This is a genomic window from Pseudomonas sp. Leaf48 (assembly GCF_001421885.1).
In the GTDB taxonomy this organism is placed as follows: domain Bacteria; phylum Pseudomonadota; class Gammaproteobacteria; order Pseudomonadales; family Pseudomonadaceae; genus Aquipseudomonas.
This window is the reverse complement of record NZ_LMLH01000004.1, coordinates 55,140-81,016: the sequence shown is the minus strand read 5'-3', so window position 1 is coordinate 81,016 and position 25,877 is coordinate 55,140. Positions and strand designations below refer to the sequence as shown.

Annotated in this window: 21 protein-coding genes; 9 read left to right on the top strand and 12 right to left on the bottom strand. The window is 59.8% G+C overall.

What is annotated here, in order from left to right; all coding sequences use genetic code 11:
• Positions 1-14: 14 nt before the first annotated feature.
• Positions 15-974, top strand: coding sequence for a CobW family GTP-binding protein (locus tag ASE98_RS04855; protein WP_060540239.1), 960 nt, complete (start codon positions 15-17; stop codon positions 972-974).
• A gap of 16 nt (positions 975-990) precedes the next feature.
• Here ASE98_RS04855 and ASE98_RS04850 read toward each other — a convergent pair whose 3' ends face one another.
• Positions 991-1,404 carry a DUF3301 domain-containing protein gene (locus ASE98_RS04850; protein WP_060540238.1) on the bottom strand — a complete coding sequence of 138 codons (414 nt, stop codon included), beginning with the start codon at positions 1,402-1,404 and terminating at the stop codon, positions 991-993.
• Positions 1,405-1,523: 119 nt separating this feature from the next.
• Between ASE98_RS04850 and pdxY the strand changes: the two genes are divergently transcribed.
• Positions 1,524-2,396, top strand: a complete 873-nt coding sequence (gene pdxY, locus ASE98_RS04845; protein ID WP_060540237.1) for a pyridoxal kinase PdxY — start codon at positions 1,524-1,526, stop codon at positions 2,394-2,396.
• A gap of 71 nt (positions 2,397-2,467) precedes the next feature.
• On the opposite strand, the gene ASE98_RS04840 is transcribed toward pdxY, so the two are convergent.
• Positions 2,468-2,950, bottom strand: a complete 483-nt coding sequence (locus ASE98_RS04840; protein ID WP_060540236.1) for an acyl-CoA thioesterase — start codon at positions 2,948-2,950, stop codon at positions 2,468-2,470.
• Between the two features lie 236 nt (positions 2,951-3,186).
• Between ASE98_RS04840 and ASE98_RS04835 the strand changes: the two genes are divergently transcribed.
• Positions 3,187-4,950, top strand: coding sequence for a cation:proton antiporter (locus ASE98_RS04835; RefSeq protein WP_060540235.1), 1,764 nt, complete (start codon positions 3,187-3,189; stop codon positions 4,948-4,950).
• Positions 4,951-4,971: 21 nt separating this feature from the next.
• Here the strand turns inward: ASE98_RS04835 and ASE98_RS04830 are convergent, their stop codons facing one another.
• The 3 genes from ASE98_RS04830 to uvrD form a co-directional block, all read right to left on the bottom strand.
• Positions 4,972-5,379 carry an SMI1/KNR4 family protein gene (locus tag ASE98_RS04830; RefSeq protein ID WP_060540234.1) on the bottom strand — a complete coding sequence of 136 codons (408 nt, stop codon included), beginning with the start codon at positions 5,377-5,379 and terminating at the stop codon, positions 4,972-4,974.
• A 137-nt stretch (positions 5,380-5,516) separates the two neighbouring features.
• The gene (locus ASE98_RS04825) at positions 5,517-6,395 is read right to left on the bottom strand and encodes a Tim44 domain-containing protein (protein ID WP_060540233.1); all 879 of its coding nucleotides are present in this window, start codon (positions 6,393-6,395) and stop codon (positions 5,517-5,519) included.
• Positions 6,396-6,738: 343 nt separating this feature from the next.
• Positions 6,739-8,922, bottom strand: coding sequence for a DNA helicase II (uvrD, locus tag ASE98_RS04820; protein ID WP_060540232.1), 2,184 nt, complete (start codon positions 8,920-8,922; stop codon positions 6,739-6,741).
• Positions 8,923-9,180: 258 nt separating this feature from the next.
• Between uvrD and ASE98_RS04815 the strand changes: the two genes are divergently transcribed.
• The 3 genes from ASE98_RS04815 (at position 9,181) to ASE98_RS25555 (ending at position 13,531) form a co-directional block, all read left to right on the top strand.
• Positions 9,181-12,072, top strand: a complete 2,892-nt coding sequence (locus ASE98_RS04815) for a GGDEF domain-containing phosphodiesterase (RefSeq protein ID WP_060540231.1) — start codon at positions 9,181-9,183, stop codon at positions 12,070-12,072.
• Positions 12,073-12,304: 232 nt separating this feature from the next.
• Positions 12,305-13,171 (top strand): transcriptional regulator HexR, encoded by an 867-nt coding sequence (gene hexR / locus ASE98_RS04810; RefSeq protein WP_025131545.1) that lies wholly within the window; start codon positions 12,305-12,307, stop codon positions 13,169-13,171.
• Between the two features lie 147 nt (positions 13,172-13,318).
• Positions 13,319-13,531, top strand: coding sequence for a PA3496 family putative envelope integrity protein (locus ASE98_RS25555; RefSeq protein ID WP_082457481.1), 213 nt, complete (start codon positions 13,319-13,321; stop codon positions 13,529-13,531).
• Here the strand turns inward: ASE98_RS25555 and ASE98_RS04805 are convergent.
• Positions 13,473-14,435, bottom strand: a complete 963-nt coding sequence (locus tag ASE98_RS04805; RefSeq protein ID WP_060540230.1) for a LysR family transcriptional regulator — start codon at positions 14,433-14,435, stop codon at positions 13,473-13,475. The genes ASE98_RS25555 and ASE98_RS04805 overlap by 59 nt on opposite strands.
• 191 nt (positions 14,436-14,626) lie before the next feature.
• Here ASE98_RS04805 and ASE98_RS04800 point away from each other — a divergent pair, with 191 nt between their 5' ends.
• Positions 14,627-16,042, top strand: coding sequence for an acetyl-CoA carboxylase biotin carboxylase subunit (locus tag ASE98_RS04800; protein WP_060540229.1), 1,416 nt, complete (start codon positions 14,627-14,629; stop codon positions 16,040-16,042).
• An 11-nt stretch (positions 16,043-16,053) separates the two neighbouring features.
• Positions 16,054-17,862: a sodium-extruding oxaloacetate decarboxylase subunit alpha gene (gene oadA / locus ASE98_RS04795; RefSeq protein ID WP_060540228.1), complete on the top strand. Its 1,809-nt coding sequence runs from the start codon at positions 16,054-16,056 to the stop codon at positions 17,860-17,862.
• 78 nt (positions 17,863-17,940) lie between these two features.
• Here oadA and ASE98_RS04790 read toward each other — a convergent pair whose 3' ends face one another.
• From ASE98_RS04790 to ASE98_RS04780, 3 genes are read right to left on the bottom strand one after another with little or no spacing between them, the layout of a single operon-like run.
• Complete coding sequence (locus ASE98_RS04790) at positions 17,941-18,612, bottom strand: GNAT family N-acetyltransferase (RefSeq protein WP_060540227.1); 672 nt, start codon at positions 18,610-18,612, stop codon at positions 17,941-17,943.
• 17 nt (positions 18,613-18,629) lie between these two features.
• Complete coding sequence (locus ASE98_RS04785) at positions 18,630-19,076, bottom strand: GNAT family N-acetyltransferase (protein ID WP_060540226.1); 447 nt, start codon at positions 19,074-19,076, stop codon at positions 18,630-18,632.
• Positions 19,077-19,078: 2 nt separating this feature from the next.
• Positions 19,079-19,708 (bottom strand): FMN-binding negative transcriptional regulator, encoded by a 630-nt coding sequence (locus ASE98_RS04780; RefSeq protein WP_060540225.1) that lies wholly within the window; start codon positions 19,706-19,708, stop codon positions 19,079-19,081.
• A gap of 91 nt (positions 19,709-19,799) precedes the next feature.
• On the opposite strand from ASE98_RS04780, the gene pdxR reads away from it, so the two are divergent.
• Positions 19,800-21,347 carry a MocR-like pyridoxine biosynthesis transcription factor PdxR gene (gene pdxR, locus ASE98_RS04775; RefSeq protein WP_060540224.1) on the top strand — a complete coding sequence of 516 codons (1,548 nt, stop codon included), beginning with the start codon at positions 19,800-19,802 and terminating at the stop codon, positions 21,345-21,347.
• 70 nt (positions 21,348-21,417) lie between these two features.
• Here the strand turns inward: pdxR and ASE98_RS04770 are convergent, their stop codons facing one another.
• The 3 genes from ASE98_RS04770 to aspA all read right to left on the bottom strand — a co-directional run bounded on the left by ASE98_RS04770 (position 21,418) and on the right by aspA (position 25,730).
• Positions 21,418-22,422, bottom strand: coding sequence for an asparaginase (locus tag ASE98_RS04770; protein ID WP_060540223.1), 1,005 nt, complete (start codon positions 22,420-22,422; stop codon positions 21,418-21,420).
• A gap of 77 nt (positions 22,423-22,499) precedes the next feature.
• Positions 22,500-23,948: an alanine/glycine:cation symporter family protein gene (locus ASE98_RS04765; RefSeq protein ID WP_060540222.1), complete on the bottom strand. Its 1,449-nt coding sequence runs from the start codon at positions 23,946-23,948 to the stop codon at positions 22,500-22,502.
• Positions 23,949-24,305: 357 nt separating this feature from the next.
• Positions 24,306-25,730: an aspartate ammonia-lyase gene (gene aspA / locus ASE98_RS04760; RefSeq protein ID WP_060540221.1), complete on the bottom strand. Its 1,425-nt coding sequence runs from the start codon at positions 25,728-25,730 to the stop codon at positions 24,306-24,308.
• Between the last annotated feature and the right edge of the window lie 147 nt (positions 25,731-25,877).

Sequence of the window (25,877 nt, the reverse complement as noted above, 5' to 3'; positions counted from 1 at the left end):
AGAAATCACCAGACATGCTGCAGAACATTCCCACCCACGTCATTGCCGGTCCGTTGGGCGCCGGCAAGACCAGTCTGATCAAACATCTGATGGCTCAACGTCCTGACGGCGAGCGCTGGGCGGTGTTGATCAATGAGTTCGGCCAGATTGGCCTCGACGCTGCGCTACTTGCCCAGGACGACGACGGTATCGCCTTGGGTGAAGTGGCTGGCGGCTGCTTGTGTTGCGTAAACGGCGCGCCATTTCAGATCGGCCTGGGGCGATTGTTGCGCAAGGCGAAACCGGATCGACTGTTCATCGAACCTTCGGGGTTGGGGCATCCTGCGCAGTTGCTCAGGCAATTGAGCGAAGCGCCGTGGCAAGGGGTGTTGGCCGTACAACCTTGCGTGCTGGTGCTGGATGCTCAGGCACTCGCGTCCGGCAGGCCGTTGCCGGATGCGCAGCAGGAGGCATTGCACACGGCAGGGCTCCTGGTGCTGAACAAGTCTGAAAATCTCGATGATGGCAGTCGCCGGCGGATCGCCGCACAGCTGCCATTGCGACCCTTGTATTGGGCGCAGCAAGCAGCATTGCCTTTAGTTGAGTTGCCGGGACTTGCCGCTCAGGCGGTAGCCGGTGTGGATAACTTCATCGCACCCAAAGGATTGGCGCAGATGCCGGCCGTCTGGATCGATCCCGAACTACCGATTCGCCTGAGTCAGGAGCAGGAAAACAGTTGGAGCATCGGTTGGCGCTGGCATCCGAGCCAGGTTTTCGACACTGCGCTCACCGATCAGTGGCTGGCAGGTTTTGCCTGGAGGCGGGCGAAGCTGGTTATCCGCAGTGCAGAGAAGTGGGTGTCGGCGAACGCGCTGGATAACTCGGCGCTGGACTGGCAGCCCAGTGAATGGCGGCAGGACTCTCGCATCGAGTTGATTTTCAGCGAACCGCAGAATATCGCAGAGCTGCAGCGTGGACTGGCGGGTTGCCGCTAAAAAATGAATAGAAGGCTCAAGGCTTCCACTTGGAATGTTCCTGACGCCACTGGCTCAACTCGATCACTTCGGCACGAGGTTTCACTACATCGACCACCGTCTCTGGCTCGTCGAATGGTACCGGGTAGGGCGCCAGTTCAATCTGTGCGCTGTGAGCGCCAAACTGGGTGATGGTGCCGTTGTGGCGGGTTTCGCCGGTGACGGTGAACTCGAAGTTGTACACACGGGCCAGGCGTCGGCGACCATTGGCGTCTTTGATAAAACCGATTTTTTTCAGGGCCACGTTGCCATCCAGCAACTCGACCCCGAGTTTGCTGCAATGCTGCTTGACCCGCTCCAGCGCCCGCTCGCGCAAGCCGTGGTTGTGCCACAGCCATGCGCCAGCGGTGGCGAACAGCATCAGCACGAAGATATTTCCAAGGGTCAGCATCAACTGGGTGCTCCAACAAGATAGTGTCAGCTTAACTGCGTCGCCGGTCTGTCGTACAGGCTGTGTTTAGTCGCATACTGCGCGGCTTGAATTTCAATCGTTTTACGGATATCCACCGCATGAAACGTACACCCCATTTGCTCGCTATCCAGTCCCACGTGGTGTTTGGTCACGCTGGCAACAGTGCCGCAGTTTTCCCGATGCAGCGGGTCGGGGTAAATGTCTGGCCGCTCAATACCGTGCAGTTCTCCAACCACACCCAGTACGGCCAGTGGGCCGGTGAGGTGCTGGCACCGCATCAGATTCCTGATCTGGTCGACGGCATTGCGGCGATTGGCGAGCTGGGTAACTGCGATGCAGTGCTCTCCGGTTATCTGGGCAGCGCAGCCCAGGGCCGAGCGATTCTGACGGGTGTGGCGAAGATCAAGTCGATGAACCCCAAGGCACTGTATCTGTGCGATCCGGTGATGGGACACCCGGAGAAGGGTTGCAGCGTACCGGCTGAAGTCAGCGACTTCCTGCTGGAGGAGGCCGCCGCCGTGGCGGATTTCATGTGCCCCAATCAACTGGAGCTCGACAGCTTCTCGGGCCGTAAGCCGCAGTCACTGCTCGATTGCCTGGCAATGGCCCGGGCGCTGCTGGCGCGTGGCCCGAAGGCGGTGCTGGTCAAGCATCTGGACTATCCCGGCAAGTCGACAGAAGTCTTTGAGATGCTGCTGGTGACGGCAGAAGGCAGCTGGCACTTGCAGCGACCGCTGCTGGCGTTCCCGCGTCAGCCGGTGGGTGTCGGCGACCTGACTTCCGGTCTGTTCCTGGCGCGCGTGCTGATCGGCGACAGCCTCGTCGCAGCGTTTGAATTCGCCGCCTCGGCGGTGCACGAAGTCCTGCTGGAAACCCAGGCCTGCGCCAGTTATGAACTGGAGCTGGTGCGGGCTCAGGACCGGATTGCCCATCCGCGAGTGCGGTTTGAGGCGACAGCGATCAGTCTCTGATTCGGGTATGGCGAAACGATCGCCGCCTGCGGCAACTCCTACAGGGGCTGCAGCAGGCTGCGAACTTCACTTTAAGCGTCGCCCTTGATCTCCTGATAGCGTTTTTCCAGCTCCTGACGAATCTGCCGGCGCTGTTGAGCCTGGATGAAACGACGCTTGTCTTCGCTGTTCTGCGGTTGCAGCTGTGGTACCAAGGCTGGTTTGCGCAGGTCATCGACCGCGACCATGGTGAAGAAGCAGCTGTTGGTATGGCGCACCGAGCGCTCCCGGATGTTCTCGGTCACCACCTTGATACCCACTTCCATGGACGTGTTGCCGGTGTAGTTGACCGACGCGAGGAAGGTCACCAGTTCGCCGACATGGATCGGCTCGCGAAAAATCACCTGGTCCACCGAAAGGGTCACCACGTAGCGGCCGGCATATCGGCTGGCGCAAGCGTAGGCCACTTCGTCGAGGTACTTGAGCAGGGTACCGCCGTGCACATTGCCAGAGAAGTTGGCCATGTCGGGGGTCATCAATACCGTCATCGACAGCTGGGCGTTTCCGGGTTCCATAACGTTCTCACGGATCAGGGCAAGGTTTGAGGGACGCACCTCTGCGGGTGCCTCGGCGGTTTTTTCAAACCATCAGTTATCGGGACGCCGGGTGTCTGGTCGCCGTCACGCCGGATCGATCTGTTTCCATATATTGCATCGCCTTTTTGCCACAAGTCGCGGTGTTACGCTGCGAAAAGCCATTTTTTCCAATGGCTATTCTTGCGCGCAGTAATGTCATCAAGGAGCCACACGCCATGCATGCCATCAGTTTCATTCAGGATCTGGCAGTGATCATGTTGATCGCAGGTGTGGTGACCGTGGTGTTTCACCGACTCAAGCAGCCGGTGGTGCTGGGTTATATCGTCGCCGGCTTCATCATCGGCCCGCACACCCCGCCGTTCGGCCTGATCCACGACGAAGAAACGATCAAGACCCTGGCGGAACTCGGGGTGATTTTCCTGATGTTCTGCCTGGGGCTGGAGTTCAGCTTGCGCAAGCTGTTCAAGGTGGGTGCCACGGCATTCATCGCGGCGTTCCTGGAAATCGTGCTGATGATCTGGATCGGCTACGAGATCGGCCGCTGGTTTGACTGGAACACCATGGATTCACTGTTTCTCGGCGCGATCCTGGCAATCTCCTCGACCACCATCATCGTCAAGGCACTCAACGATCTCAAACTGAAAAACGAGCGTTTTGCGCAGCTGATTTTCGGCGTGCTGATTGTTGAAGACATACTCGGCATCGGCATCATCGCCTTGCTTTCAAGCATCGCGGTCAGCGGTACGGTCAGTTCCGGCGAGGTGTTCTCGACCGTCGGCAAACTTTCGTTGTTCATGATTGTAGCCCTGGTCATTGGCATCCTGCTGGTGCCGCGCCTGTTAGCCTATGTGGCCAAATTCGAAAGCAATGAAATGTTGCTGATCACGGTACTGGGACTGTGTTTCGGTTTTTGCCTGCTGGTGGTCAAGCTCGAGTACAGCATGGTGCTTGGCGCGTTCCTGATCGGGGCGATCATGGCCGAGTCCCGGCAGTTGCTGAAAATAGAACGCTTGATCGAGCCGGTTCGCGACCTGTTCAGCGCCATTTTTTTCGTTGCCATCGGTTTGATGCTCGACCCACAGATCCTGTTGCAGTACGCCTGGCCAATCGCGGTGATCACCGTAGCGGTGGTCCTTGGCAAGATGCTGTCCTGTGGTCTCGGTGCGTTTATCGCCGGCAATGATGGCCGCACTTCGCTGCGCGTCGGTATGGGCTTGTCGCAGATTGGCGAGTTTTCTTTCATCATCGCTGCGCTGGGCATGACCCTGCAGGTCACCAGCAGCTTTCTGTATCCGGTGGCCGTGGCGGTTTCGGTCATTACAACGTTGCTGACGCCCTATCTGATCCGCGCGGCCGATCCATTGTCGATCAAGTTGGCGGGGATCGTGCCTGAACGCCTGGGGCGGGTGCTGGGGATGTATGGCGAATGGCTGCGCAGCATCCAGCCCCAAGGCGAGGGAGCGCTGCTGGCGTCGATGATCCGGCGGATTTTGCTGCAGGTAGGGGTCAATCTGGCGCTGGTGATCGCGATCTTTTTCTCCGGTGCGTACTTCGCCGAACGCATGTCGGCTTATCTGCAAGACTGGATCGCTGATCCAAGCTGGCAGAAAGCGTTGATCTGGGGAGGCGCGCTGTTGTTGTCGCTGCCATTCCTTATCGCTGCGTATCGCAAGCTCAAGGCGCTGTCGATGCTGTTGGCGGAAATGGGCGTGAAACCCGAGATGGCGGGGCGACATACCCAGCGGGTGCGTCGGGTAATTGCCGAGGTGATCCCGATCCTGTCGCTGTTGGTGATTTTCCTGCTGCTGGCAGCCTTGTCGGCCAGTATTTTGCCGACCAACAAGTTGCTGGTGCTCATTGCCATAGTCGCGGCCACCGTAGCGGCGGTGCTATGGCGCTGGTTCATCCGCGTGCACACGCGGATGCAGGTGGCGCTGCTGGACACCCTCGACAACCACAAGGAGTCGTCCGGGCATTGACCACCTGGAGTGTGGTCTGACTCAGCTCTCGAGCCAGACGTCCCGCGCCCAGTGCCACACCGATTCCCAGGTTTCCTCGGTAATCAGCTCTTCTTCGGCGGACCAGAGCACGACGGTGCCGTCTTCTTCAACGCAGTAATAGTCGTCGCCGTCCTGGCAAATCGGGATCAGGCTGCGATCGACGCCTGCGTCCCAGGCGTTGGCGGCCACATCCGGCAGATAGGTGTGGGATTGCGGGTCGGTAACAGTCACTGGCTCCAGGCTGCCGTAGACTACGTCGCTAACGGTCAGCAGAAACTCTCTGAAGACGAATGGAATGTCGATGAACAGTTGTTCTTCGATTTCGACCAGCAGATCTTCGTCGGGCAACTCCAAGGGGACCGGTACCGGCTCGTTGGCTTCACGCAGTTGTTCGATGATTTCTTCCACGTCCGGGATCCTCTTGCTTGTATGGCGCGGTTTATATGGGGCGGTTTATACAGTAGCTCGCTATAGATGCAACCGCGAAATAGAAAACCCCGGCAAGCCGGGGTTTTTATTTACAGCGGATGAGGCGCGGAAGGTTATCAGCCGTTCTGGCGGATACCCGCGACCAGCCAAGGCTGGTTTTCGCCCTGTGCACGCTCCATGTTCCAGCTTTCGCTGAACACTTCGCCCTGGTCGAAACGCGAGGTTTTCGACACGCCGTTGAAGGTCAGGGTGGCGATGGTCTTGTCGGCGCGGTCATCCACACCGTCCAGCTGCACATTGAGGTTATCAATGTAGGTGGACTGGAAGCCGTCGCCCAGGTCAGCACGCTCGCGCTTGAGGAACTCAAGCATTTGCGGGGTCACGAACTCGGCGATCTTGTCCATTTCGTTGGCGTCCCAGTGTTGTTGCAGGGACTGGAAGTGGTTGCGCGCGGCTTCGATGAAGCTGCGTTCATTGAACCAGGCTGGAGCATTGATGACTGGACGAGCAGCAACAGGTGCTGCCGAACCGCCGAAGATCGAACCACCAGCAGGCTTCTGTTCGAAGACTTCACGCTGCATTGGCGCGTGACCGGCCGGGGCGTAATGCGCCTGCTGCTTGCGACGACGGGCAGCGATGAAGCGGAAGACCAGGAAGGCGATGACCGCCATGATCAGGATGTCGAAGATCTGCATGCCCTGGAAGCCGTCGCCCATGAACATGGAGGCCAGCAGGCCACCGGCGGCGATACCGGCCAGGGGGCCGAGCCAGCGCGAAGCGCCACCGGCCTTGGCGGCGGCGCCAGCGGCACCGGCAGCACCAGCGGTCGCCGCAGCGCCGCCCATGCCTGGAGAAGAAGGAGCCATCTGGCTGGTCTGGTGCGTCGGCGCAGCGCCGGCGCTCTTGCCACCACCGAAGCGCTTGGCGGCATTGACGTCGAGACTCATCGTCAGGCCGATGCACAACGCCATGGCGATGCTAAGAAAACGTTTCATATAGGGAATTCCCATTTGTGGAAGGCACGCGCGCCATGTTGCACAGCTGAAGTGTTACTGGCTAGCGGCAGAGTGTTTCGGGCTTTTGCCTGACAGGTAATATTCAGCTTGTGTCAGTGCAATAGGACCTGTTGCCTTTGGACTGTCAGATGAGTGGACGAGTTCTGTAGGAAGTCTCGTGTGGCGAGGGGGCTTGCCCCCGTCGGGGTCGCGAAGCGGCGCCAAAATAGTAGTCTGGGTCTACTGCGTAGCCCAACGGGGCAAGCCCCCTCGCCACAGGCGAGCCCCCCCGGCACAACAAAACCCTTCACTACGCAAGCTCTACTCCCACAGGAAAGAGCCTTTAAATGGCCTCCAGCTTCGCGTAGCCCAGCATCAGCCACTTGCTGCCTTCGCTGAAATTCACCTGCACCCGGGCCTGAGCACCGGCACCCTCGAAGTTGAGGATCACGCCGTCGCCAAATATCGAATGACGTACGGTCTGGCCCAGACTGAAGCCGGTTTCCGGAATCTCGCTGCCACTGAACAGGTTGCTGCCGCTCATCGATTGATTGCCACCGAACGGACGGCTGACGCTATTGGACAGCCGCACTTCCTGAATCAGGCCTTTCGGAACTTCGCGTACGAAACGCGACACCTTGTTGTAGGTCTCGCTGCCGTAAAGGCGTCGGGTTTCAGCGTAGGTCATCACCAGGTTCTGCATGGCACGGGTGATGCCGACATAGGCAAGGCGACGTTCTTCCTCAAGACGGCCAGGCTCTTCCAGGCTCATTTTGTGCGGAAACAGGCCTTCTTCCATGCCCACCAGGAATACGTAAGGGAATTCCAGGCCCTTGGCGCTGTGCAGGGTCATCAACTGAACGCTGTCTTCGTGTTCGTCGGCCTGGGTGTCACCGGCCTCCAGCGACGCGTGGCCGAGGAAGGCCGCCAGCGGCGTCAGGTCCTCGTCTTCTTCGCTGTTTTCGAAGTTGCGGGCGGCGCTGACCAGTTCCTCAAGGTTTTCTACCCGGGCCTGGCCTTTCTCGCCTTTTTCCGCTTCGTGGTAGGCGATCAGTCCCGACTGCTCGATAACGGTCTGGGTCATCAGGTGCAGCGGCATTTCCATGCACTTGGCGGCGAGATTTTCGATCAGTTCGATAAACGCACCGAGAGCACCGGCAGCGCGGCCGGTCAGGCCTTTGTTGGCGACCAGTTGGCGCATCGCTTCCCACATCGACACATCGCTGTGGCGCGCATGATCACGAATCGCTTCGACGGTTTTCTCACCGATACCACGGGCGGGAACGTTGATCACCCGCTCCAGCGCGGCATCGTTGCCGCGACCTTCGAGCAAACGCAGGTAAGCCATGGCGTTCTTGATTTCTGCACGCTCGAAGAAGCGTTGCCCGCCATAAATTCGGTACGGAATGCGCTCGCGCAGCAAGGCTTCTTCCAGAACGCGCGATTGGGCGTTGGAGCGGTACAGAATTGCGATATCGCTGCGAGACAGGCCGGTTTTCAGCGCACTTTCGATGGTTTCCACAACATAGCGAGCTTCGTCGTGCTCGTTGAAAGCGGCATACAGGTTGATCGCTTCGCCGTCACCGCCATCGGTCCACAGTTCTTTACCCAAGCGTCCGGTGTTGTTGGCGATCAGGGCGTTGGCGGCTTTCAGGATGCCGGCAGTGGAGCGGTAGTTCTGCTCCAGGCGAATGGTCTCGGCGTCCGGGAAATCTTCGGAGTACTGGTAGATGTTTTCGATTTTCGCGCCACGCCAGCCGTAGATCGACTGGTCGTCGTCACCGACCACCATCAGGCTGTCGCCACCTTTGGCCAGCAGGCGCAACCAGGCGTACTGCACGGCGTTGGTGTCCTGGAACTCATCCACCAGAATGTGCCGGAAGCGCTTCTGATAATGCGCCAGCAGGCCCGGGTGGTCGCGCCACAGGTCGAGGGCACGCAGCAGCAGTTCGGAGAAGTCGATCACGCCCGCGCGCAGGCAGGCGGCCTCGTAGGCTTCATAAATGCCGCGCATGGTCGCCAGGAACAGGTCGCCGCTGGCTTGAATGTGTTGCGGGCGCAGACCTTCGTCCTTTTGCCCGTTGATGAACCACTGTGCCTGGCGGGCCGGCCAGCGTTGTTCATCGAGGCCAAGCTCGCGGATCACCCGCTTGACCAGCCGTTGCTGGTCGTCACTGTCGAGAATCTGGAAAGTCTGGCTCAGGCCGGCTTCCTGCCAGTGCGCCCGCAGCAAGCGGTGCGCCAGGCCGTGGAAGGTACCGACCCACATACCGGCCGGGTTGATACCCATCAACTGCTCGATGCGATGGCGCATCTCGGCAGCGGCCTTGTTGGTGAAGGTCACCGACAGGACGGAGTGGGGCGAGGCGTTTTCGACCTGGATCAACCAGGCGATACGGTGCACCAGCACTCGGGTTTTACCGGAGCCAGCACCGGCCAGGACCAACTGACGACCCACGGGGGCCGCTACGGCCTGCCGTTGGGCATCGTTGAGGGAGTTCAGCAAAAGGGAGAGATCATCGCGCATCGGGGCATTCTAGGGGGCGGCGTCACACCGGGCAAACACCGCTTTGCTTTAATCGATGAATGTCAGGTGAATGACGACCGGTCGGTCATCGCCTGCAGGCGTTGCCGGGCGTGCTCGTGCTGTTTTCAGGCCGGCATCGGCGGCCAAAAGTTTTGGCGAATATTTGATCAGTAGCAGTTTGGTCCACGGGCTTGCTTGTGTATGCTCCGTCGACGTTTCGGGCTCATGCTCATTAATATAAGAACAAGAACATCGCCTATGACCCTCAGCTCTGACCTGTCGGGCCCTACTGTGGAGCCCCGGGTTATCCGCAAACTGTACGCCATGGAAATGGCGGTCGAGCGCACGCGCCTGCTGTATCAAGGTTCTTTGCTACCCACGTTGTTCATGCTGATCAATGGCCTGGTGTGTGCCGGATTGCTCTGGAGTCCACAGCGCCACTTCCTGGTGAGTGTCTGGCTGATCTGGTTGTTATCACTGGTGGCATTGCGAGTGATTCAGGTCGCCGCCTTTGATTCGGCGATTCCTGATCGTCAGGCCCATCCGGTCTGGGGCCGCATGTTTCTGCTGGGCTCGGGGCTTACCGGGCTGACTTTGGCCGGCGCGGGTATTGCCCTGGCGCCCGCTGACAATTTCATTCAGCAAGCCTGGGTGTTCGGTCTGATCGGTGCCGCTGCACTTTCGGCCAGTGTTGCCTACGCGGTCAGCCTGCCGGCCTTCCTGTCTTTTACCTTGCCCTGCCTGCTGCCCGCCATTGCCTATATGTTTTGGTTGGCGGACGAACAACAGCAGGGTTGGGGGTGGTTCGGCCTGATCCTGCTGGGCGCGTTGAGTGTGGTTGCCTGGCAGGTCAATCGCTTGATCGATCGCGGCCTGTTGCGGCGCTTTCAGAATCAGGCGCTGATCGAGCATCTGCAGCAGGCCCAAAGCAGCAGTGAGCAACTCAACAACAAACTCGCCAGTGAGATTGACCAGCGCCGTCGCGCCGAAGACGAACTGCGGCAGATTCAGATCGAACTGGAAAGCCGCGTTGCCCAGCGCAGCCTGGAACTGGATGCCGCCAACCAGGCCCTGAGCAAGAGCGAGGCGCGTCTGGCGCTGGCGCTCAAAGCCAGCGAGCTGGGGCTGTGGGACTGGAACCTGCAGACCGATGAAGTGCATCACAGCCACATCCAGGAATTATTTGGCCTGGAACCTGAGTATGTGACAGCGATGCTGCGCCATCTCAAGCCCCGCCTGCACCCCGAAGATGTACCGGTGCTACGCCGGGCAATGATCGATCATTTGAAAGGGCGCACCGAGGACTACCAGGTCGAATACCGCGTGCGTCATCGCGATGGCCGCTGGGTGTGGATCGAGGACCGCGGCCGGGCCGTCGAACGCAGCAAGAATGGCCGGGTGACCCGCATGGTCGGCACCCGTCGAGACATCAGCGTCGGCAAGGCGCTGGAAGAGCAGCAGCAACTGGCGGCGACGGTATTCGAGGCGGCCAGCGAAGGCATAGTCATTTTCGACCCGGATTACGCATTGATAGCAGTCAACCAGGCTTTCTGTCGCGTGACCGGCTATGACATCGGGGAACTGCTCGGGCGTAATGTGGCCGAGTTGCCTTGCAGCCGGGATGCCCGCCGGCACTACGCAGCGATTCATCAAACGTTGGAGCAACATGGCAGCTGGCAAGGCGAACTGGTGGAAACCCGCAAGAATGGCGAGATGTATCCGCAATGGTTGCACCTGAGTGCTGTGCGTGATTCCCGGGGAAATGTCAGCCACGTTGTCGGCTTCTTCGCCGATCTGTCGGCGCGACGCGAATCCGAAGAGCGCATGCGTTATCTGACCCATTACGACGAACTGACCGGCCTGGCCAATCGCTCCCTGTTTCGCGAGCGCCTGAACGAAGCACACCAGCGCGTGCGCCAGGGTGGTTATCGCAGCCTGGCGCTGCTGCACATCAATCTGGATCGTTTCAAACTGCTCAACGACAGCCTCGGCCACGATATCGCCGACCGGTTATTGCAGAAAATGGCCCGGCGGTTGGTGAACGCGCTGCCGGAGGCGGACACCATCGCTCGTCTTTCCGGCGACGAGTTTGCGGTGTTGTTCAACGCCTACGGCAACCTGTCCAGTCTGGCGCGGGTGGCGACCCGATTGGCAGCCAAGTTGCGCGTGCCGGTGACGGTCGACGGGCATGAGCTGGTGATCAGCGTGTCGATGGGCATCAGCCTGTTGCCGGACAACGCCCGGGAAATTTCCGCATTGGTCAGTCAGTCGAACATGGCCATGCAGCACGCCAAACACTTGGGCGGCAATAATTTCCAGTTTTATACCGACAGCCTGCAAGCCAGCACGCTGGAGCGGTTACAGCTGGAAAACCACCTGCGCAAAGCCGTCGAAGAAAAGCAGCTCAAGGTGTTCTACCAACCGAAGTTATGTCTGGCCACCGGTCGGCTGAATGCTGCCGAAGCCTTGGTGCGCTGGGATCACCCGACCATGGGGCAGGTGCCACCGGGGGACTTTATCGGCTTGGCCGAGGAAACCGGGTTGATCGGCCCGATCGGTGAGTTCGTGCTGCGCCAGGCCTGCTGGCAAGCCTGTGAATGGCAACGCCAGGGCCTGGAGCCGATTCGGGTTTCGGTCAATCTGTCAGTCCATCAATTGCGTCAGGGCAAGCTGGTCAGCCTGGTGCGTCAGGTTCTGGAGGAAACCGGGTTGGCGCCGCACCTGCTGGAGCTGGAGTTGACCGAAAGCCAGTTGCTGGACAGCGTCGAGCATATCATCGCGACCTTCCAGCAATTGCGTGATCTTGGAGTGCAGCTGGCGATTGACGATTTCGGCACTGGTTACTCATCCTTGAGTTACCTCAAGCGTATTCCAGTGGACTACGTGAAGATCGATCAGGCGTTTATCCGCGGGCTGGGGGAGGGCACGGAGGATGCGGCCATCACCCGGGCGATCATTGCCATGGCCCATGGTCTGTCGTTGAAGGTCGTGGCTGAAGGGGTGGAGCGGCAGGAGCAGCTTGAAATCCTGCGCGGTGAACGCTGTGACGAAGTGCAGGGCTACCTGATCAGCCGGCCGATCGAGGCGCAAGGTTTGGCGCAGCTGCTTAAGGATCAACACCAGGTGAATGAGGGCGCAGGTCGAAACTGATCTTGCGCCAGACGCGGTGACAGCCGAGCGGGAGCCACAGCACCACGCCTGATCTGAATGGGCTGGCGTTGAACTCATGCGCGGATAATGCGTTTTTAGCGCTACATGAGACGCACGCACCTGTAATCGAGGGATCTGGTTACGCATTGAGCAGGCAAAAAGCCGATTCATGTAGTATAACTACAAGCATGCTACATCCCCGGCGCCTGCCCACCACAAAGAGTCCAGCCCTTTGAATCTGCTGCAACACATCGCCCAGTCTCGACACCTGTTACGCAAGTCGGAGCTCAAGGTCGCCGACCATGTGCTGCTCGATCCTGCGGCCGTGATGCACAGCTCCATGGCCGACCTGGCCCACAGCGTGGGTATCAGTGAGCCGACCATCGTGCGTTTCTGCCGTGCCATTGGTTGTTCCGGGTTCCAGGACTTGAAGCTGAAACTGGCCCAGAGCCTGGCAGCGGGTGCGAGCTTCGGGCAGTTCGCAATCCATGAAGACGATTCGGTCGCTGACTACAGCCTGAAAATCTTCGACACTACTTTGCATACGCTGATGGAGGTTCGCGAGAAGCTCGATCCGGTGGAATTGCAGAGGGCTGTGACGCTGATGTCCCAGGCCCAGCGTGTCGAGTTCTACGGTTTCGGCGCCTCGGGTGCCGTCGCGGCGGACGCCCAGCACAAGTTTTTCCGTCTGCTGCTGACTGCGGCGGCGTATTCCGACCCGCACATGCAGGCGATGTCGGCGGTGACGTTGAAACCGAGCGATGTGGCAATCTGCATTTCCCAGTCCGGGCGTTCCAAGGACCTGTTGATCACGGCCAACCTGGTGCGTGAGAGCGGCGCCTCATTGATCACCCTGTGCCCAAGCCAGACACCATTGGCCGAACTGTCGACGGTTAACCTGGCAATCGATGTGCATGAAGACACTGAAATTTATACACCGCTGACTTCGCGTATCGCCCACCTGGTGGTGATCGACGTGTTGGCAATGGGTGTGGCCATGGCCCGTGGGCCGAGCCTGGTCAATCACCTCAAGAGCGTCAAGCGCAGCCTGCGCAGCTTGCGGTTGTCGCCCAAGTCGGTGAAGGCGCTGGACGACTGACCTGTGGCGAGGGGGCTCGGCGTTCCGACAAGCCCCCTCGCCACAGGGCACCCAACAATTGTTCATCGCTTTGTAACCATCGAGCCGCCAAACCGTCATCCCCCGCGCCTATCTTGAAACTCCCGTACTCGTCTTGGGAGACTCGAAATGGCCCTGCCTTACGAAGAACGCAACAGCGCAGTCAAAACCCGCCGCCAGCAAGAAGATCAGCGCCGCATGGAGTTTCGCCGCGCTATCGAAGATCGCTGCGAACGCCGGCAGCTTCTGGCCGAAATCGGTGAATTTCCCGAAGGTCTGGAGCTCAATTTCTGGCAGGCAACCCCCGTGACTTCCCGTCGAAACGCTCTACCAGCGCGCTGATCTGAATACGTTCGCTACGGATGAACGCAAGGAATGCGTGAGCCACCGGTGACAGGCGTTTCGCCTTGGCCTGCACCAGGCACCAGCTGCGATACAACGGCAGCTCTTCAATCGGTAGTTCGATCAGCCCACCAGTTGCCAACTCAAGGTTCAGGGCGTGACGCGTCAACAGCGCAACGCCCAGACCCGCCAGTACACACTCGCGTTGAGCTTCGGCAGACGAGACTTCCTGGGTCTGATTGAAGTGCACGCGCTTTTCTTTGAAATACTCTTCGCAGGCCATGCGCGTCCCGGAGCCGTGTTCGCGTAACAGCAGCGTGTAAGGCTCCAGATCCTGCAGGCGCAAGGGGCCCGCATGGCACAACGGGTGATCCGGTGGCGCAACGGCGACAATCGGATTATTCAGAAACGGCAGGAATTCCAGCCCCATGTCCTGCGGCACCATGGACATGATCACCAGGTCATCGCGGTTGTCCGATAGGCGCCGGATCACCTGCCCGCGATTGACCACCGTCAGTTGCAGGTTAACTTCCGGATGCTGGCGTTTGAACGCGGCAAACAGGTGTGGCACGAAGTACTTGGCGCTCGACTCCACGGCCAGTTTCAACTGCCCCTGCAGCGAGCCCTGCATGTCCGATAGCTGCATATCGAGGTTTTCCAGGCGCCCGAAAATGTCACGACTGGCCCGCTGTAACGCTTCAGCCGCTTCGGTCATGTAGAGTTTTTTGCCCACGTAATCGAACAAAGGTTGCCCAACCAGCTCCTCAAGTTGACGAATCTGCAGGCTGACAGCGGGTTGTGTGAGTGACATTTCGTCGGCTGCCCGACTGTAGGAACGCAAATCGCAGACTTCGTTGAAAATCTGAAGTTGCCGTAAAGTCATACGCATCAATGACTTACGCATTATTCGATCACTCCCGACACTGGCTGATGGGTCAACTATAAGTCTTTACTTATGCATGACCCAATTTTTATTCATTTTTGTTAATCCCTTGTGAGCGCTAGTGTGGCGCAGCGACTAAATTGAAACATTTGGTCACGCGTCGACCTGGGTCTAGCAGGTCGTGGGTACCACCGGCTCAAGGGAAACTCCAAGTGATAACAAAGATCCTGATCGCCAACCGTGGTGAGATTGCCGTACGAATCGTACGTGCCTGTGCCGAAATGGGCATTCGCTCGGTCGCGATCTATTCCGACGCCGACCGTCACGCCCTGCACGTTAAACGTGCGGATGAGGCCCACAGCATTGGTGCCGAGCCTTTGGCAGGCTACCTGAACCCGCGCAAGCTGGTGAACCTGGCTGTGGAAACCGGTTGCGACGCACTGCACCCCGGCTATGGCTTCCTTTCGGAAAACGCCGAACTGGCGGAGATCTGCGCCGAACGGGGGATCAAGTTCATTGGGCCGTCGGCCGAGGTCATTCGCCGCATGGGCGACAAGACTGAAGCCCGTCGCAGCATGATCAAGGCCGGTGTGCCGGTAACCCCAGGCACCGAAGGCAATGTCTCCGGCATTGAAGAAGCCCTGACCGAAGGCGATCGCATCGGTTACCCGGTGATGCTCAAGGCCACCTCCGGTGGTGGCGGTCGCGGCATTCGTCGCTGCAACAGTCGCGAAGAGCTGGAACAGGCTTTCCCTCGAGTGATTTCCGAGGCCACCAAGGCCTTCGGTTCGGCGGAAGTGTTCCTGGAAAAGTGCATCGTCAATCCCAAGCATATCGAAGCACAGATTCTCGGTGACAGCTTTGGCAACGTGGTGCACCTGTTCGAGCGTGACTGCTCGATCCAGCGCCGTAACCAGAAGCTGATCGAAATCGCCCCGAGCCCGCAGCTGACCCCGGAACAGCGCGCCTACATCGGCGACCTGTCGGTGCGTGCGGCCAAGGCCGTGGGCTACGAGAACGCCGGCACCGTGGAGTTCCTGCTCGCCGAAGGCGAAGTGTACTTCATGGAAATGAACACCCGGGTGCAGGTGGAACACACCATCACCGAAGAAATCACCGGTATCGACATTGTCCGTGAGCAGATTCGCATCGCCTCCGGCCTGCCACTCTCGGTGAAGCAGGAAGACATCCACCACCGTGGTTTTGCCCTGCAGTTCCGGATCAACGCCGAAGACCCGAAAAACAACTTCCTGCCGAGCTTCGGCAAGATCACTCGCTACTACGCCCCCGGCGGCCCTGGCGTGCGTACCGATACAGCGATCTACACCGGCTACACCATTCCGCCGTTCTACGATTCCATGTGCCTGAAGCTGGTGGTGTGGGCGTTGACCTGGGAAGAGGCGATGGACCGTGGCTTGCGTGCCCTGGACGACATGCGTCTGCAAGGGGTCAAGACCACCGCCGCGTACTACCAGGAAATCCTGCGTAACCCGGAATTCCGTAGTGGCCAGTTCAACACCAGCTTCGTAGAAAGCCACCCTGAACTGACCAACTACTCGATCAAGCGCAAACCCGAAGAGCTGGCCCTGGCCATCGCCGCCGCCATCGCCGCCCACGCAGGCCTGTGAGGAATATAACAATGAGCAAAAAAATCTACGTAACCGACACTATCCTGCGCGACGCCCACCAATCGCTGCTCGCCACCCGCATGCGCACCGAAGACATGCTGCCTATCTGCGACAAGCTCGACAAAGTCGGCTACTGGTCGCTGGAATGCTGGGGCGGCGCGACGTTCGACGCCTGCGTACGTTTCCTGAAAGAAGATCCGTGGGAGCGTCTGCGCCAACTGCGCGCAGCGCTGCCTAACACCCGTCTGCAAATGCTCCTGCGCGGCCAGAACCTGCTGGGCTATCGCCATTACAGCGACGACGTGGTCAAGGCCTTCGTCGCCAAGGCTGCCGTCAACGGCATCGACGTGTTCCGCATCTTCGATGCCATGAACGACGTGCGTAACCTGCGCGTAGCCATCGAAGCGGTGAAAGCCGCCGGCAAGCACGCCCAGGGCACCATTGCCTACACCACCAGCCCGGTGCACACCATCGACGCGTTCGTGGCCCAAGCCAAGCAAATGGAAGCCATGGGTTGCGACTCGGTGGCAATCAAGGACATGGCAGGCCTGCTGACCCCGTACGCCACCGGCGAACTGGTTCGGGCGTTGAAAGCCGAACAGTCGCTGCCAGTGTTCATTCACTCCCATGACACCGCCGGTCTGGCGACCATGTGCCAGCTCAAGGCCATCGAAAACGGCGCCGATCACATCGACACCGCGATCTCCAGCTTCGCCTCGGGTACCAGCCACCCTGGCACCGAGTCGATGGTTGCTGCGCTCAAGGGCACCGAGTTCGACACCGGCCTGAACCTGGAGCTGCTGCAAGAGATCGGCCTGTACTTCTACGCCGTGCGCAAGAAGTACCACCAGTTCGAAAGCGAGTTCACCGCAGTCGACACCCGCGTTCAAGTCAACCAGGTACCGGGTGGGATGATTTCCAACCTGGCCAACCAGTTGAAAGAGCAGGGTGCTCTCAATCGCATGAGCGAAGTGCTGGCAGAAATTCCACGGGTTCGTGAAGACCTCGGCTTCCCGCCGCTGGTAACCCCGACCTCGCAGATCGTCGGCACCCAGGCGTTCTTCAACGTGCTGGCTGGTGAGCGCTACAAGACCATCACCAACGAAGTGAAGCTTTACCTGCAGGGCGGCTACGGCAAGGCCCCGGCCCCGGTGAACGAGCAACTGCGCCGCCAGGCCATCGGCAGCGAAGAAGTGATCGACGTGCGTCCTGCGGACCTGCTCAAGCCGGAAATGGCCAAGCTGCGCGCCGACATCGGTGCCCTGGCCAAGTCTGAAGAAGACGTGTTGACCTACGCCATGTTCCCGGACATCGGTCGCAAGTTCCTCGAAGAGCGTGCTGCCGGCACCCTGACCCCTGAAGTGTTGCTGCCGATTCCGGAAGCAGGCGGCGTGGCCTCGGCCGGCGGCGAAGGCGTACCGACCGAGTTCGTCATCGACGTCCACGGTGAAACTTACCGCGTCGACATCACTGGTGTAGGCGTCAAGGCTGAAGGCAAGCGTCACTTCTACCTGTCCATCGATGGCATGCCGGAAGAAGTGGTGTTCGAGCCACTCAACGAATTCGTCGGCGGTGGCAGCAGTAAGCGCAAGCAAGCCACTGCACCGGGCCACGTCAGCACCACCATGCCGGGCAACATCGTCGACGTGCTGGTCAAGGAAGGCGACACCGTGAAAGCCGGCCAGGCCGTGCTGATCACCGAAGCGATGAAGATGGAAACCGAAGTTCAATCGGCCATCGCCGGCAAAGTCACCGCCATCCATGTGGCCAAGGGCGACCGGGTCAACCCGGGCGAGATCCTGATCGAGATCGAAGGCTGATTTAACAGCCTCGATACAAACGCTTTATACCTCGGGGGAGCATGTGCTCCCCTTTTTTTGTCCGCAATTTGAGAGGCCTTAGCCCCGGCACTCCACCAACCCTTTTACCTGCCCCGACGCCGTCTGGTTCTCATCACTCAACCAGTGCTCGAACCCCGCGCCGATTGCCGGCCATTCCGAGTCGAGAATCGAGTACCACGCCGTGTCGCGATTCTTGCCCTTGACCACCATGTGCTGGCGGAACACGCCTTCAAAACTGAAGCCCAGGCGCTCGGCCGCGTATTTGGAGCGGGCGTTGTCGTTGTTGCATTTCCATTCCAGGCGACGGTAACCCAGGGCAAAGGATTCTTTAGCCAGCAGGTAAACCGCCTCGGTACTCTTCGGCGAGCGCTGCATTGGCGCGCCAAAGGTGACGTGGCCGATTTCGATACGGCCCTGGGCCGGAACGATCGACATCAGGCTGAGAATGCCTTGGACTTCGCCCGTCGCTTTGTCGATCACGCTGAAGAAGTACGGATCACTGTTAGCGGCATGATTGTTCAGCCAATCGTGGAACGCACTGCGCTCGGGGAATGGGCCGTACGGCAAGTAATCCCATAGCTTCGGGTCGGCGCCAGGGCCTTGCAGGGCGTTGAACAAGCCGTCGCCGTGGCGCGCCGGGTCGAGTTTTTCCAGGCGGATGAAACGGCCTTCGATTAGCTGAGTCGCGGGGGCCGGGGCGCCTTTCCAGTCGGCGGGTGAAGTCGTCATGCTGTTCTCCTTGAACCTTAAATGGCTTTGCGAAACTGGATGAAACCGGGGCGCTCGGCGATGCGTTCATAGAGCTGGATCGCGGTAGCGTTGGTTTCGTGGGTCAGCCAATGCACCTTACAGCAACCGTCTGCCTTGGCCGTGGAGTAGACGAACTCAATCAGTTGCCGGCCGACGCCGGTGCCCCGTGTTTCAGGTGTCACCAGCAGGTCCTGCAGGTAGCAGGAGTTCTCGATGCTCCAGTTCGAACGATGGTAGATGAAATGCACCATGCCCACGGCTTTGCCGTCTGCCCAGGCGAGGGCTGCGTGGGTCGGTTCGTTAGGGTCGAGCATGCGCTGCCAGGTGCTTTGGGTGACGGCTTGCGGCAGATCGGTGTTGTAGAAGCGCAGGTACGCCTGCCACAACGGCAGCCAGGCGGCGTAATCGTCGGCGCTGACCTGGCGGATTTCGATCTGAGTCATGTTCATTCCTTGGGCATCAGGTGGGCTACTGCCTGGTCGCGGGCATCAGGGCTGGCACTGAGCCCTTCGCGCACGCCGGCGATGTCTGCACTATTGCGGTTCTGACCGAGTTTGCGTTTGCCTTCCAGGCGCTGGATCGGCAGGGCAAAACCGACGATGGCCTTGAGCATGCCATCGATGTAATCGGCGGGGGCGTCGGCGACTTTCCATGGGCGGGCCTGACCGGCCTCATGACGATCAGTCAGGCTGCTGACCAGATGGAGCAGGCGCTGGGCGTCGGTAAACACTTCGGCAGTGCCATATGCGTGTACCGCGACGTAGTTCCAGGTCGGCACTACTTTGCCGTGCTCGGCCTTGCTCGGATAGAACCCGGGGCTCACGTAAGCGTCCGCTCCGGCAAATATCACCAGCGCCTCGGCACCGTTCTGCAACTCCTTCCATTGCGGGTTAGCTTTGGCGAAGTGACCGTAGAGGGTGCCGTTCGGGCCTTGTTCGGTGTTCAGCAGTAACGGCAAGTGGCTGGCCTGCAGGCCTTGTTCACCATGGGTGACCAGCATGGCAAGGCGGGTGCAGTGGATCTGCTGCTGCAGTTCCTGTAAGTCGTCGATGGCAAAAGCTCTGGGTAAGTACATGGAAAGTTTTCCTTGGAGAATGTCTGCATCCTAGGCAGGCTATTGGTCTGTTGTAAGAGCCATTAATGACCAATTTCATAGGTCCATTACCATGTCGGACGTGCCGCTTTCGCTATCCTTCAACCCTGCGGGCATTGAACTTGATCGCCGTCAGGGGCTGAGCCGCCAGCTTTATCAGGCGCTGCGCCTTCGCGTCCTCGACGGTCGATTGGCCAGCGGTACGCGTCTTCCCGCCAGTCGTGACCTGGCAGCGGCGTTAGCGATTTCGCGCAATAGCGTAGTGCGGGCCTACGACCAGCTGTATGCCGAAGGCTTCATTGAGGGGCGAGTCGGTGACGGTACTTATGTGGCGCAGTTGCCTCAGGCGGCACTGTCGGCAAAAAAATTATCCACAAAAGTATCCACAGGGTTTTCAACAGGCTTACCCACAGCCTTATCCACAAATTGGTCCGATTTACCTGTGGATCCATCCAGCAAAGTTATCCACAGTGATGCGTTGACTCGCGTCGAAAAGAACCATTTGGCCATGCCCCCAAGTGGTCCGCCCCGTGCATTTCGAGTCGGTGTTCCGGCTTTTGATCTATTCCCTTTTGAGGTCTGGGCCAAGCTGAACGCGGCTTTCTGGCGCAAACCGGATTTGCAGCAACTGTGTTACGGCGATCCGGCCGGCGATGCGCGGCTGCGTGGAATGATTGCCGCCTACTTGCGCAGTTCCCGTGGCATGCAATGCACCGCTGAGCAAATTGTGATCACCAGTGGCGCGCAGCAGGGGATTAGCCTTTGTGCACAGTTGTTGGTGGAGCCGGGCGCTGGGGTGGCGATTGAAAATCCCGGGTATCGGGCAGCCGCTCATGCCTTCGCCGTTGCCGGGGCGCGTTTGCATGGGGTGGCGGTGGACGGCGAGGGTATCGACTGTGGTGAGCTGGCGAGGCTCGGTGATTGCCGGCTGGCGTATGTTACGCCGTCACACCAGTACCCCGCAGGCGTGGTCATGAGCCTCGCTCGGCGCCTGGAGCTGCTGGCCTGGGCCGAGCGTAGCCAGGGCTGGATAGTCGAGGATGATTACGATGGCGAGTACCGCTACAGCGGTGCGCCTCTGGCACCTCTGGCGGCGTTGGACCGGCAAGGACGGGTACTTTACGTGGGCACCTTCGGCAAAGTGGCGTTTCCGGCATTACGCCTGGGATATCTGGTGTTGCCTATGGGGCTGGTGGACGCGTTTTCCCGGCGCCGTGCCGTGGACGTACGTCACTCCGAGGTCAGCACCCAGGCGGTGATGGCCGAGTTCATGGCGGCCGGGCATTTCCAGCGGCACGTGCGGCGCATGCGCCGCGCGGCCCTGAGCCGACGCAACACCTTGCTGGCCGGTTGGCCGAAGGATATTCCCGGTGTGGGCAGCCTGCCGACTGTCGCGGCAGGGCTGCATATGACGGTGCCTGTCGAGTCCTGGGCCCGCGAGCAGGAGCTGATCGAGAAAGCTGCGAGTGTCGATGTCGAGATCAATGCCCTCAGCAGTTATTGGCTGCCGGATTCACAAACCCCGATGGACCTGCGAGCAGGACTGGTCCTGGGGTTTGCGGCAGTGCCTGAAGCCGCGATCAGCGAAGCGCTTGGTCGTCTTCAAAACGTGTGGCGCTGACGATCAATCGCCAGGATTTTTTTATTGCCTGTGGGAGCGAGCTTGCTCGCGCCACAGGTTTTGTGTTCTGTCAGCTCAACTCGCCGCAAAGGTCGAGCTCAACGAGTCGGCGGACTTCTTGCGTTTCAAGCCCTGCACCCAGCAGCGCATGCAGCTTGCCGAACGCGGCCTCACGGGTCATCCCGCCGCCGGACAATACGCCAACGCCACGCAAACGGCTGCCAGCCTCGTACACGTCCAGCTTGACGCCGCCTTCATGGCACTGCGTTACCGCGACCACGACCACGCCGTTGTCCCGCGCACGGCCGAGGCTGGCGAGGAACTCAGGGTTGTCACTGGGTCCGGTGCCACTGCCGTAGCACTCGAGAACCAGGCCTTGAATGCCGCTGTTGATCAAGCCATTCACAACCTCGGAACCGACACCGGGAAACAGTGGCAGCACGGCAACATTCGCCAACTGCCGTGGCTGGTTGTAACTCAGTGCGGCGGGAGTCGAAATCGCCTTCTCGCCACCACCCTGACGCGCCAGACGCTTGAACGGATGCCGGCCAAAACTGCGTACTTTCGCGCAGCGCGTCGGATCCAGCAGCTCCCCGTGGAAGTACAGGTGTACGCCCGGCGCCAGGCCCTGGCCCAAGGCAACCAGCGCGCCGCTGAGGTTTTCCCAGGCATCACTGTCAGTTGCGCCGGCCGGAAGCATTGAGCCGGTGAAGCACACGCGGGCCTGCATGCCCAACAACTGAAAACTCATGGCCGCGGCGCTATAGGCCAGGGTATCGGTGCCATGCAGGATCAGTACGCTGTCGCAACCTTGCACATCGACGGCGTCGACTACGGCTTCGCGCAGTTGCTGCCAGTAGGTCGGGGTCATGTTGGCGCTGTCGATCAGTGGCGACATCTCGCGAAAGCGCCACTGTGGCACCACCAATTGCGGTTGGCTGTGCAGGTAGTCTCGCATCCGCGCTTCGAAACCGGACGCCGGGGCCAGCCCGTGGGCGCTGGCCTGCATGCCGATGGTGCCACCGGTGTAGAGCACCATGACGTGCTGAGCGGCAGGGTAGGTCGACGAATTCATGGAGGTTCTCCGAGAACAATGACGTCCTGTGGGAGCGAGCAGGCTCGCTCCCACAAGGGATTGCGCACTTTAACCGATCAGCGTTGCGCTGCGGTCACGCCTTGTTGCTCGGCCTGAGCTTGAGCAGCGGCAGGCGGATTGGCCGGCCATGCCTGGCGATCGAGATCCAGATCGGGGAATTTGCTCGAATCGAACACCGGCGTCTTGATCCCGGCAGCGCGCTGGTCATCGTAGTCACGCAGGATGCGCATACCGACCTTGAACAGCAGGAACAGGGCGATCAGGTTGACGAACGCGAGCATGGTCATGGTGATGTCGGCAAAGGCGAACACGGTACCGAGGTTTTCGATGGCACCCCAGAAGATCAGCATCAGTACCAGCGCACGGTAACCCATCAATGCCTTGCGGTTTTCACCGATCATAAAGCGCAGGTTGCTCTCGCCCAGGTAGTAGTTGTAGAGGATCGAGGTGAACACGAACAATGCCAGCGCCACGGAAATGAACATCCGGCCCCAGTCACCGACCACGGCGGCCAGGGAGTTCTGGGTCAGCGCGATGCCGTCACCTTCGAAGCCTGGGGTGTAGAAGCCCGACAGCAGGATCAGCAGCGCGGTGCAGGTGCAGATCACGAAGGTGTCGAGGAACACGCTGAACGCCTGCACCACACCTTGGGCTACCGGATGCTCGACCGACGCGACGGCGGCCACGTTTGGCGCACTGCCGAGACCGGCTTCGTTGGCGAACACGCCGCGCTTCACGCCCATGACGATTGCAGTGCCGATCAGGCCGCCGAAGGCTTGGTCCAGACCGAACGCGCTTTTGACAATGGTCATCAGCATGCCCGGCACCTGGTCGAATTGCAGCACGATCACGTAGATGGTCACGCCGATATACGCCAGTGTTTTCACCGGCACCAGCAGGTCGGCGACCTTGGCGATGCGTTTGATCCCGCCGATGAACACCAGGCCCAGCAGTGCAGCCAGACCGATGCCGGTCCAAGTGGTGTCGAAGCCGAATGCATTGTTCAGCGAATGGGTCACGGCATGGGCTTGCAAGCCGTTGAAGGCGAAGCCGAAGGTCACCAGCAGGAGGAACGCCATGACCATGCCCAGCCAGCGTTTTTGCAGGCCGTGCTGGATGTAATAGGACGGGCCGCCACGGAACTGGCCTTCGGAATCACAGCGCTTGTAGAGCTGGCCGAGGGAGCATTCGAAGAAGCTGCTGGACATGCCGACCAGCGCGGTTACCCACATCCAGAACACTGCACCGGGGCCGCCGAGGGTTACGGCGATGCCGACACCGGCGATGTTACCCGCTCCAACTCGGCCGGCCAGGCTGAGCATCAAGGCCTGGAACGAACTGAGTTGCCCGGCGCTGCTTTTGAGGCTGTCGCCGAAAACCGTGAACATGTGGAAGAAGTGACGCAGTTGAACGAAACGCGAGCGGATCGTGAAGTAGCTACCGAGCCCGACAATGAGCACGATCAGTACTTTCCCTGAGAGGAAGTCGTTGATGACTTCGAGCATGGAGTATTCCTCGCTGTTTTTTGTGTAGGCAATGTTGGCCGGACAGACACATCGAGTTACTTCCGCTTGCGCTCGGCGCAAACGGCGGGTCGATGTTCGTCCCGGCTTCATATCGCGGGTTTGTTATTAGTTCGGGTTTCGCATGTGACTGGTCTCGCTACCGCCGACCGCTCACGCGAAGAGGGGCGGCACTATACCGATGAGCGTACCGTTCGTCTGCCCTATTGTGGTGCGTCAGGTTTTGCTTGCAGAAAAAAATCAAAAAAAAGGGCCTGCAGAGCGATCTCCAGGCCCTCAAAAGGTGAGAGGTGTCTAGTCCCTCGACCTGGTGAGCGGTGCTACAAGTAACGTGTCAGGTTATGCCTTCAGGGGCACCAGACGCGGAGCAATCATGTTTTCCGGGCGCAGGATGTCGGCGAGCATGGCTTCGTCGAGCAGACCTTCTTCGCGCACCAGTTCCAGTACGCCGCGGCCGCTTTCAAGGGCGATACCGGCGATACGGGTGGCATTTTTGTAGCCGATGTATGGGTTCAGTGCGGTGACCAGGCCGATCGAGTGCTCGACCAGTTCACGGCAGCGGGCTTCGTTGGCGGTGATGCCGACGATGCAGTGCTCGCGCAGCATGTCCATGGCGCGTTGCAGCAGGCGGATCGAGTCGAAGATCTTGAAAGCGATCAGCGGCTCCATCACGTTCAGTTGCAGCTGGCCGCCTTCGGCCGCCATGGTCAGCGCCAGGTCGTTACCGATGACCTGGAATGCAACCTGGTTCACGGCTTCCGGGATAACCGGGTTGACCTTGCCGGGCATGATCGAGCTACCTGGCTGACGCGCTGGCAGGTTGATTTCGTTGATGCCGGTGCGTGGGCCGCTGGACAGCAGGCGCAAGTCGTTGCAGATCTTCGACAGCTTGACTGCAGTGCGCTTGAGCATCCCGGAGAACAGCACGAAGGCGCCCATGTCGGAGGTGGCTTCGATCAGGTCGGCCGCTGGCACCAGCGGTTGACCGCTGATCAGCGCCAGACGCTGTACCGCCAGCGCCTGATAACGCGGGTCGGCGTTGATGCCGGTACCGATCGCGGTGCCGCCCAGGTTCACTTCAGTCAGCAGTTCCGGGGCCAGCGTCTTCAGACGGGCCAGGTCTTCGCCCATGGTGGTGGCGAAGGCACGGAATTCCTGACCGAGGGTCATCGGCACGGCATCTTGCAGTTGGGTACGGCCCATTTTCAGGACGTGATCGAATTCTTTACCCTTGGCCGCGAACGCCTGAATCAGGCTGTCGAGGCTGGCGAGCAGGGTGTCGTGACCCAACAGCAGACCCAGGCGGATGGCCGTCGGGTAGGCGTCGTTGGTCGACTGCGCCATGTTCACGTCATCGTTCGGGTGCAGGTACTGGTACTCGCCTTTCTGGTGACCCATGGTCTCCAGTGCGATGTTGGCGATCACTTCGTTGGCATTCATGTTGGTCGAAGTGCCAGCGCCGCCTTGAATCATGTCCACCACGAATTCTTCGTGGAAGTCGCCGCGGATCAGACGTGCACAGGCTTCGCTGATGGCAGCGTGCTTGGCTTCGCTCAGGTGACCCAGCTCACGGTTGGCGTCAGCGGCGGCCTGTTTAACCATGGCCAGACCGACAACCAGTTTCGGGTAGTGCGAGATCGGAACGCCCGAGAGGCGGAAGTTATTCACCGCTCGCAGGGTCTGGATACCGTAATACGCTTGCGCAGGTACTTCGAGTGCGCCAAGCAGGTCATTTTCTGTGCGGAATGATGCAGCGGAGGACATGATAGAAATCATCTCAATATGGACCCGGTCTGTGCCGGAACGCTGTGAATGCTAGGCTTGTGCAGAATTTTGGGCCAATGCTGTTAAACACTAGCCTATGCACATTCGGCATAATGTCCGTGTGACGCCGTGTTGACGGCGAACGTG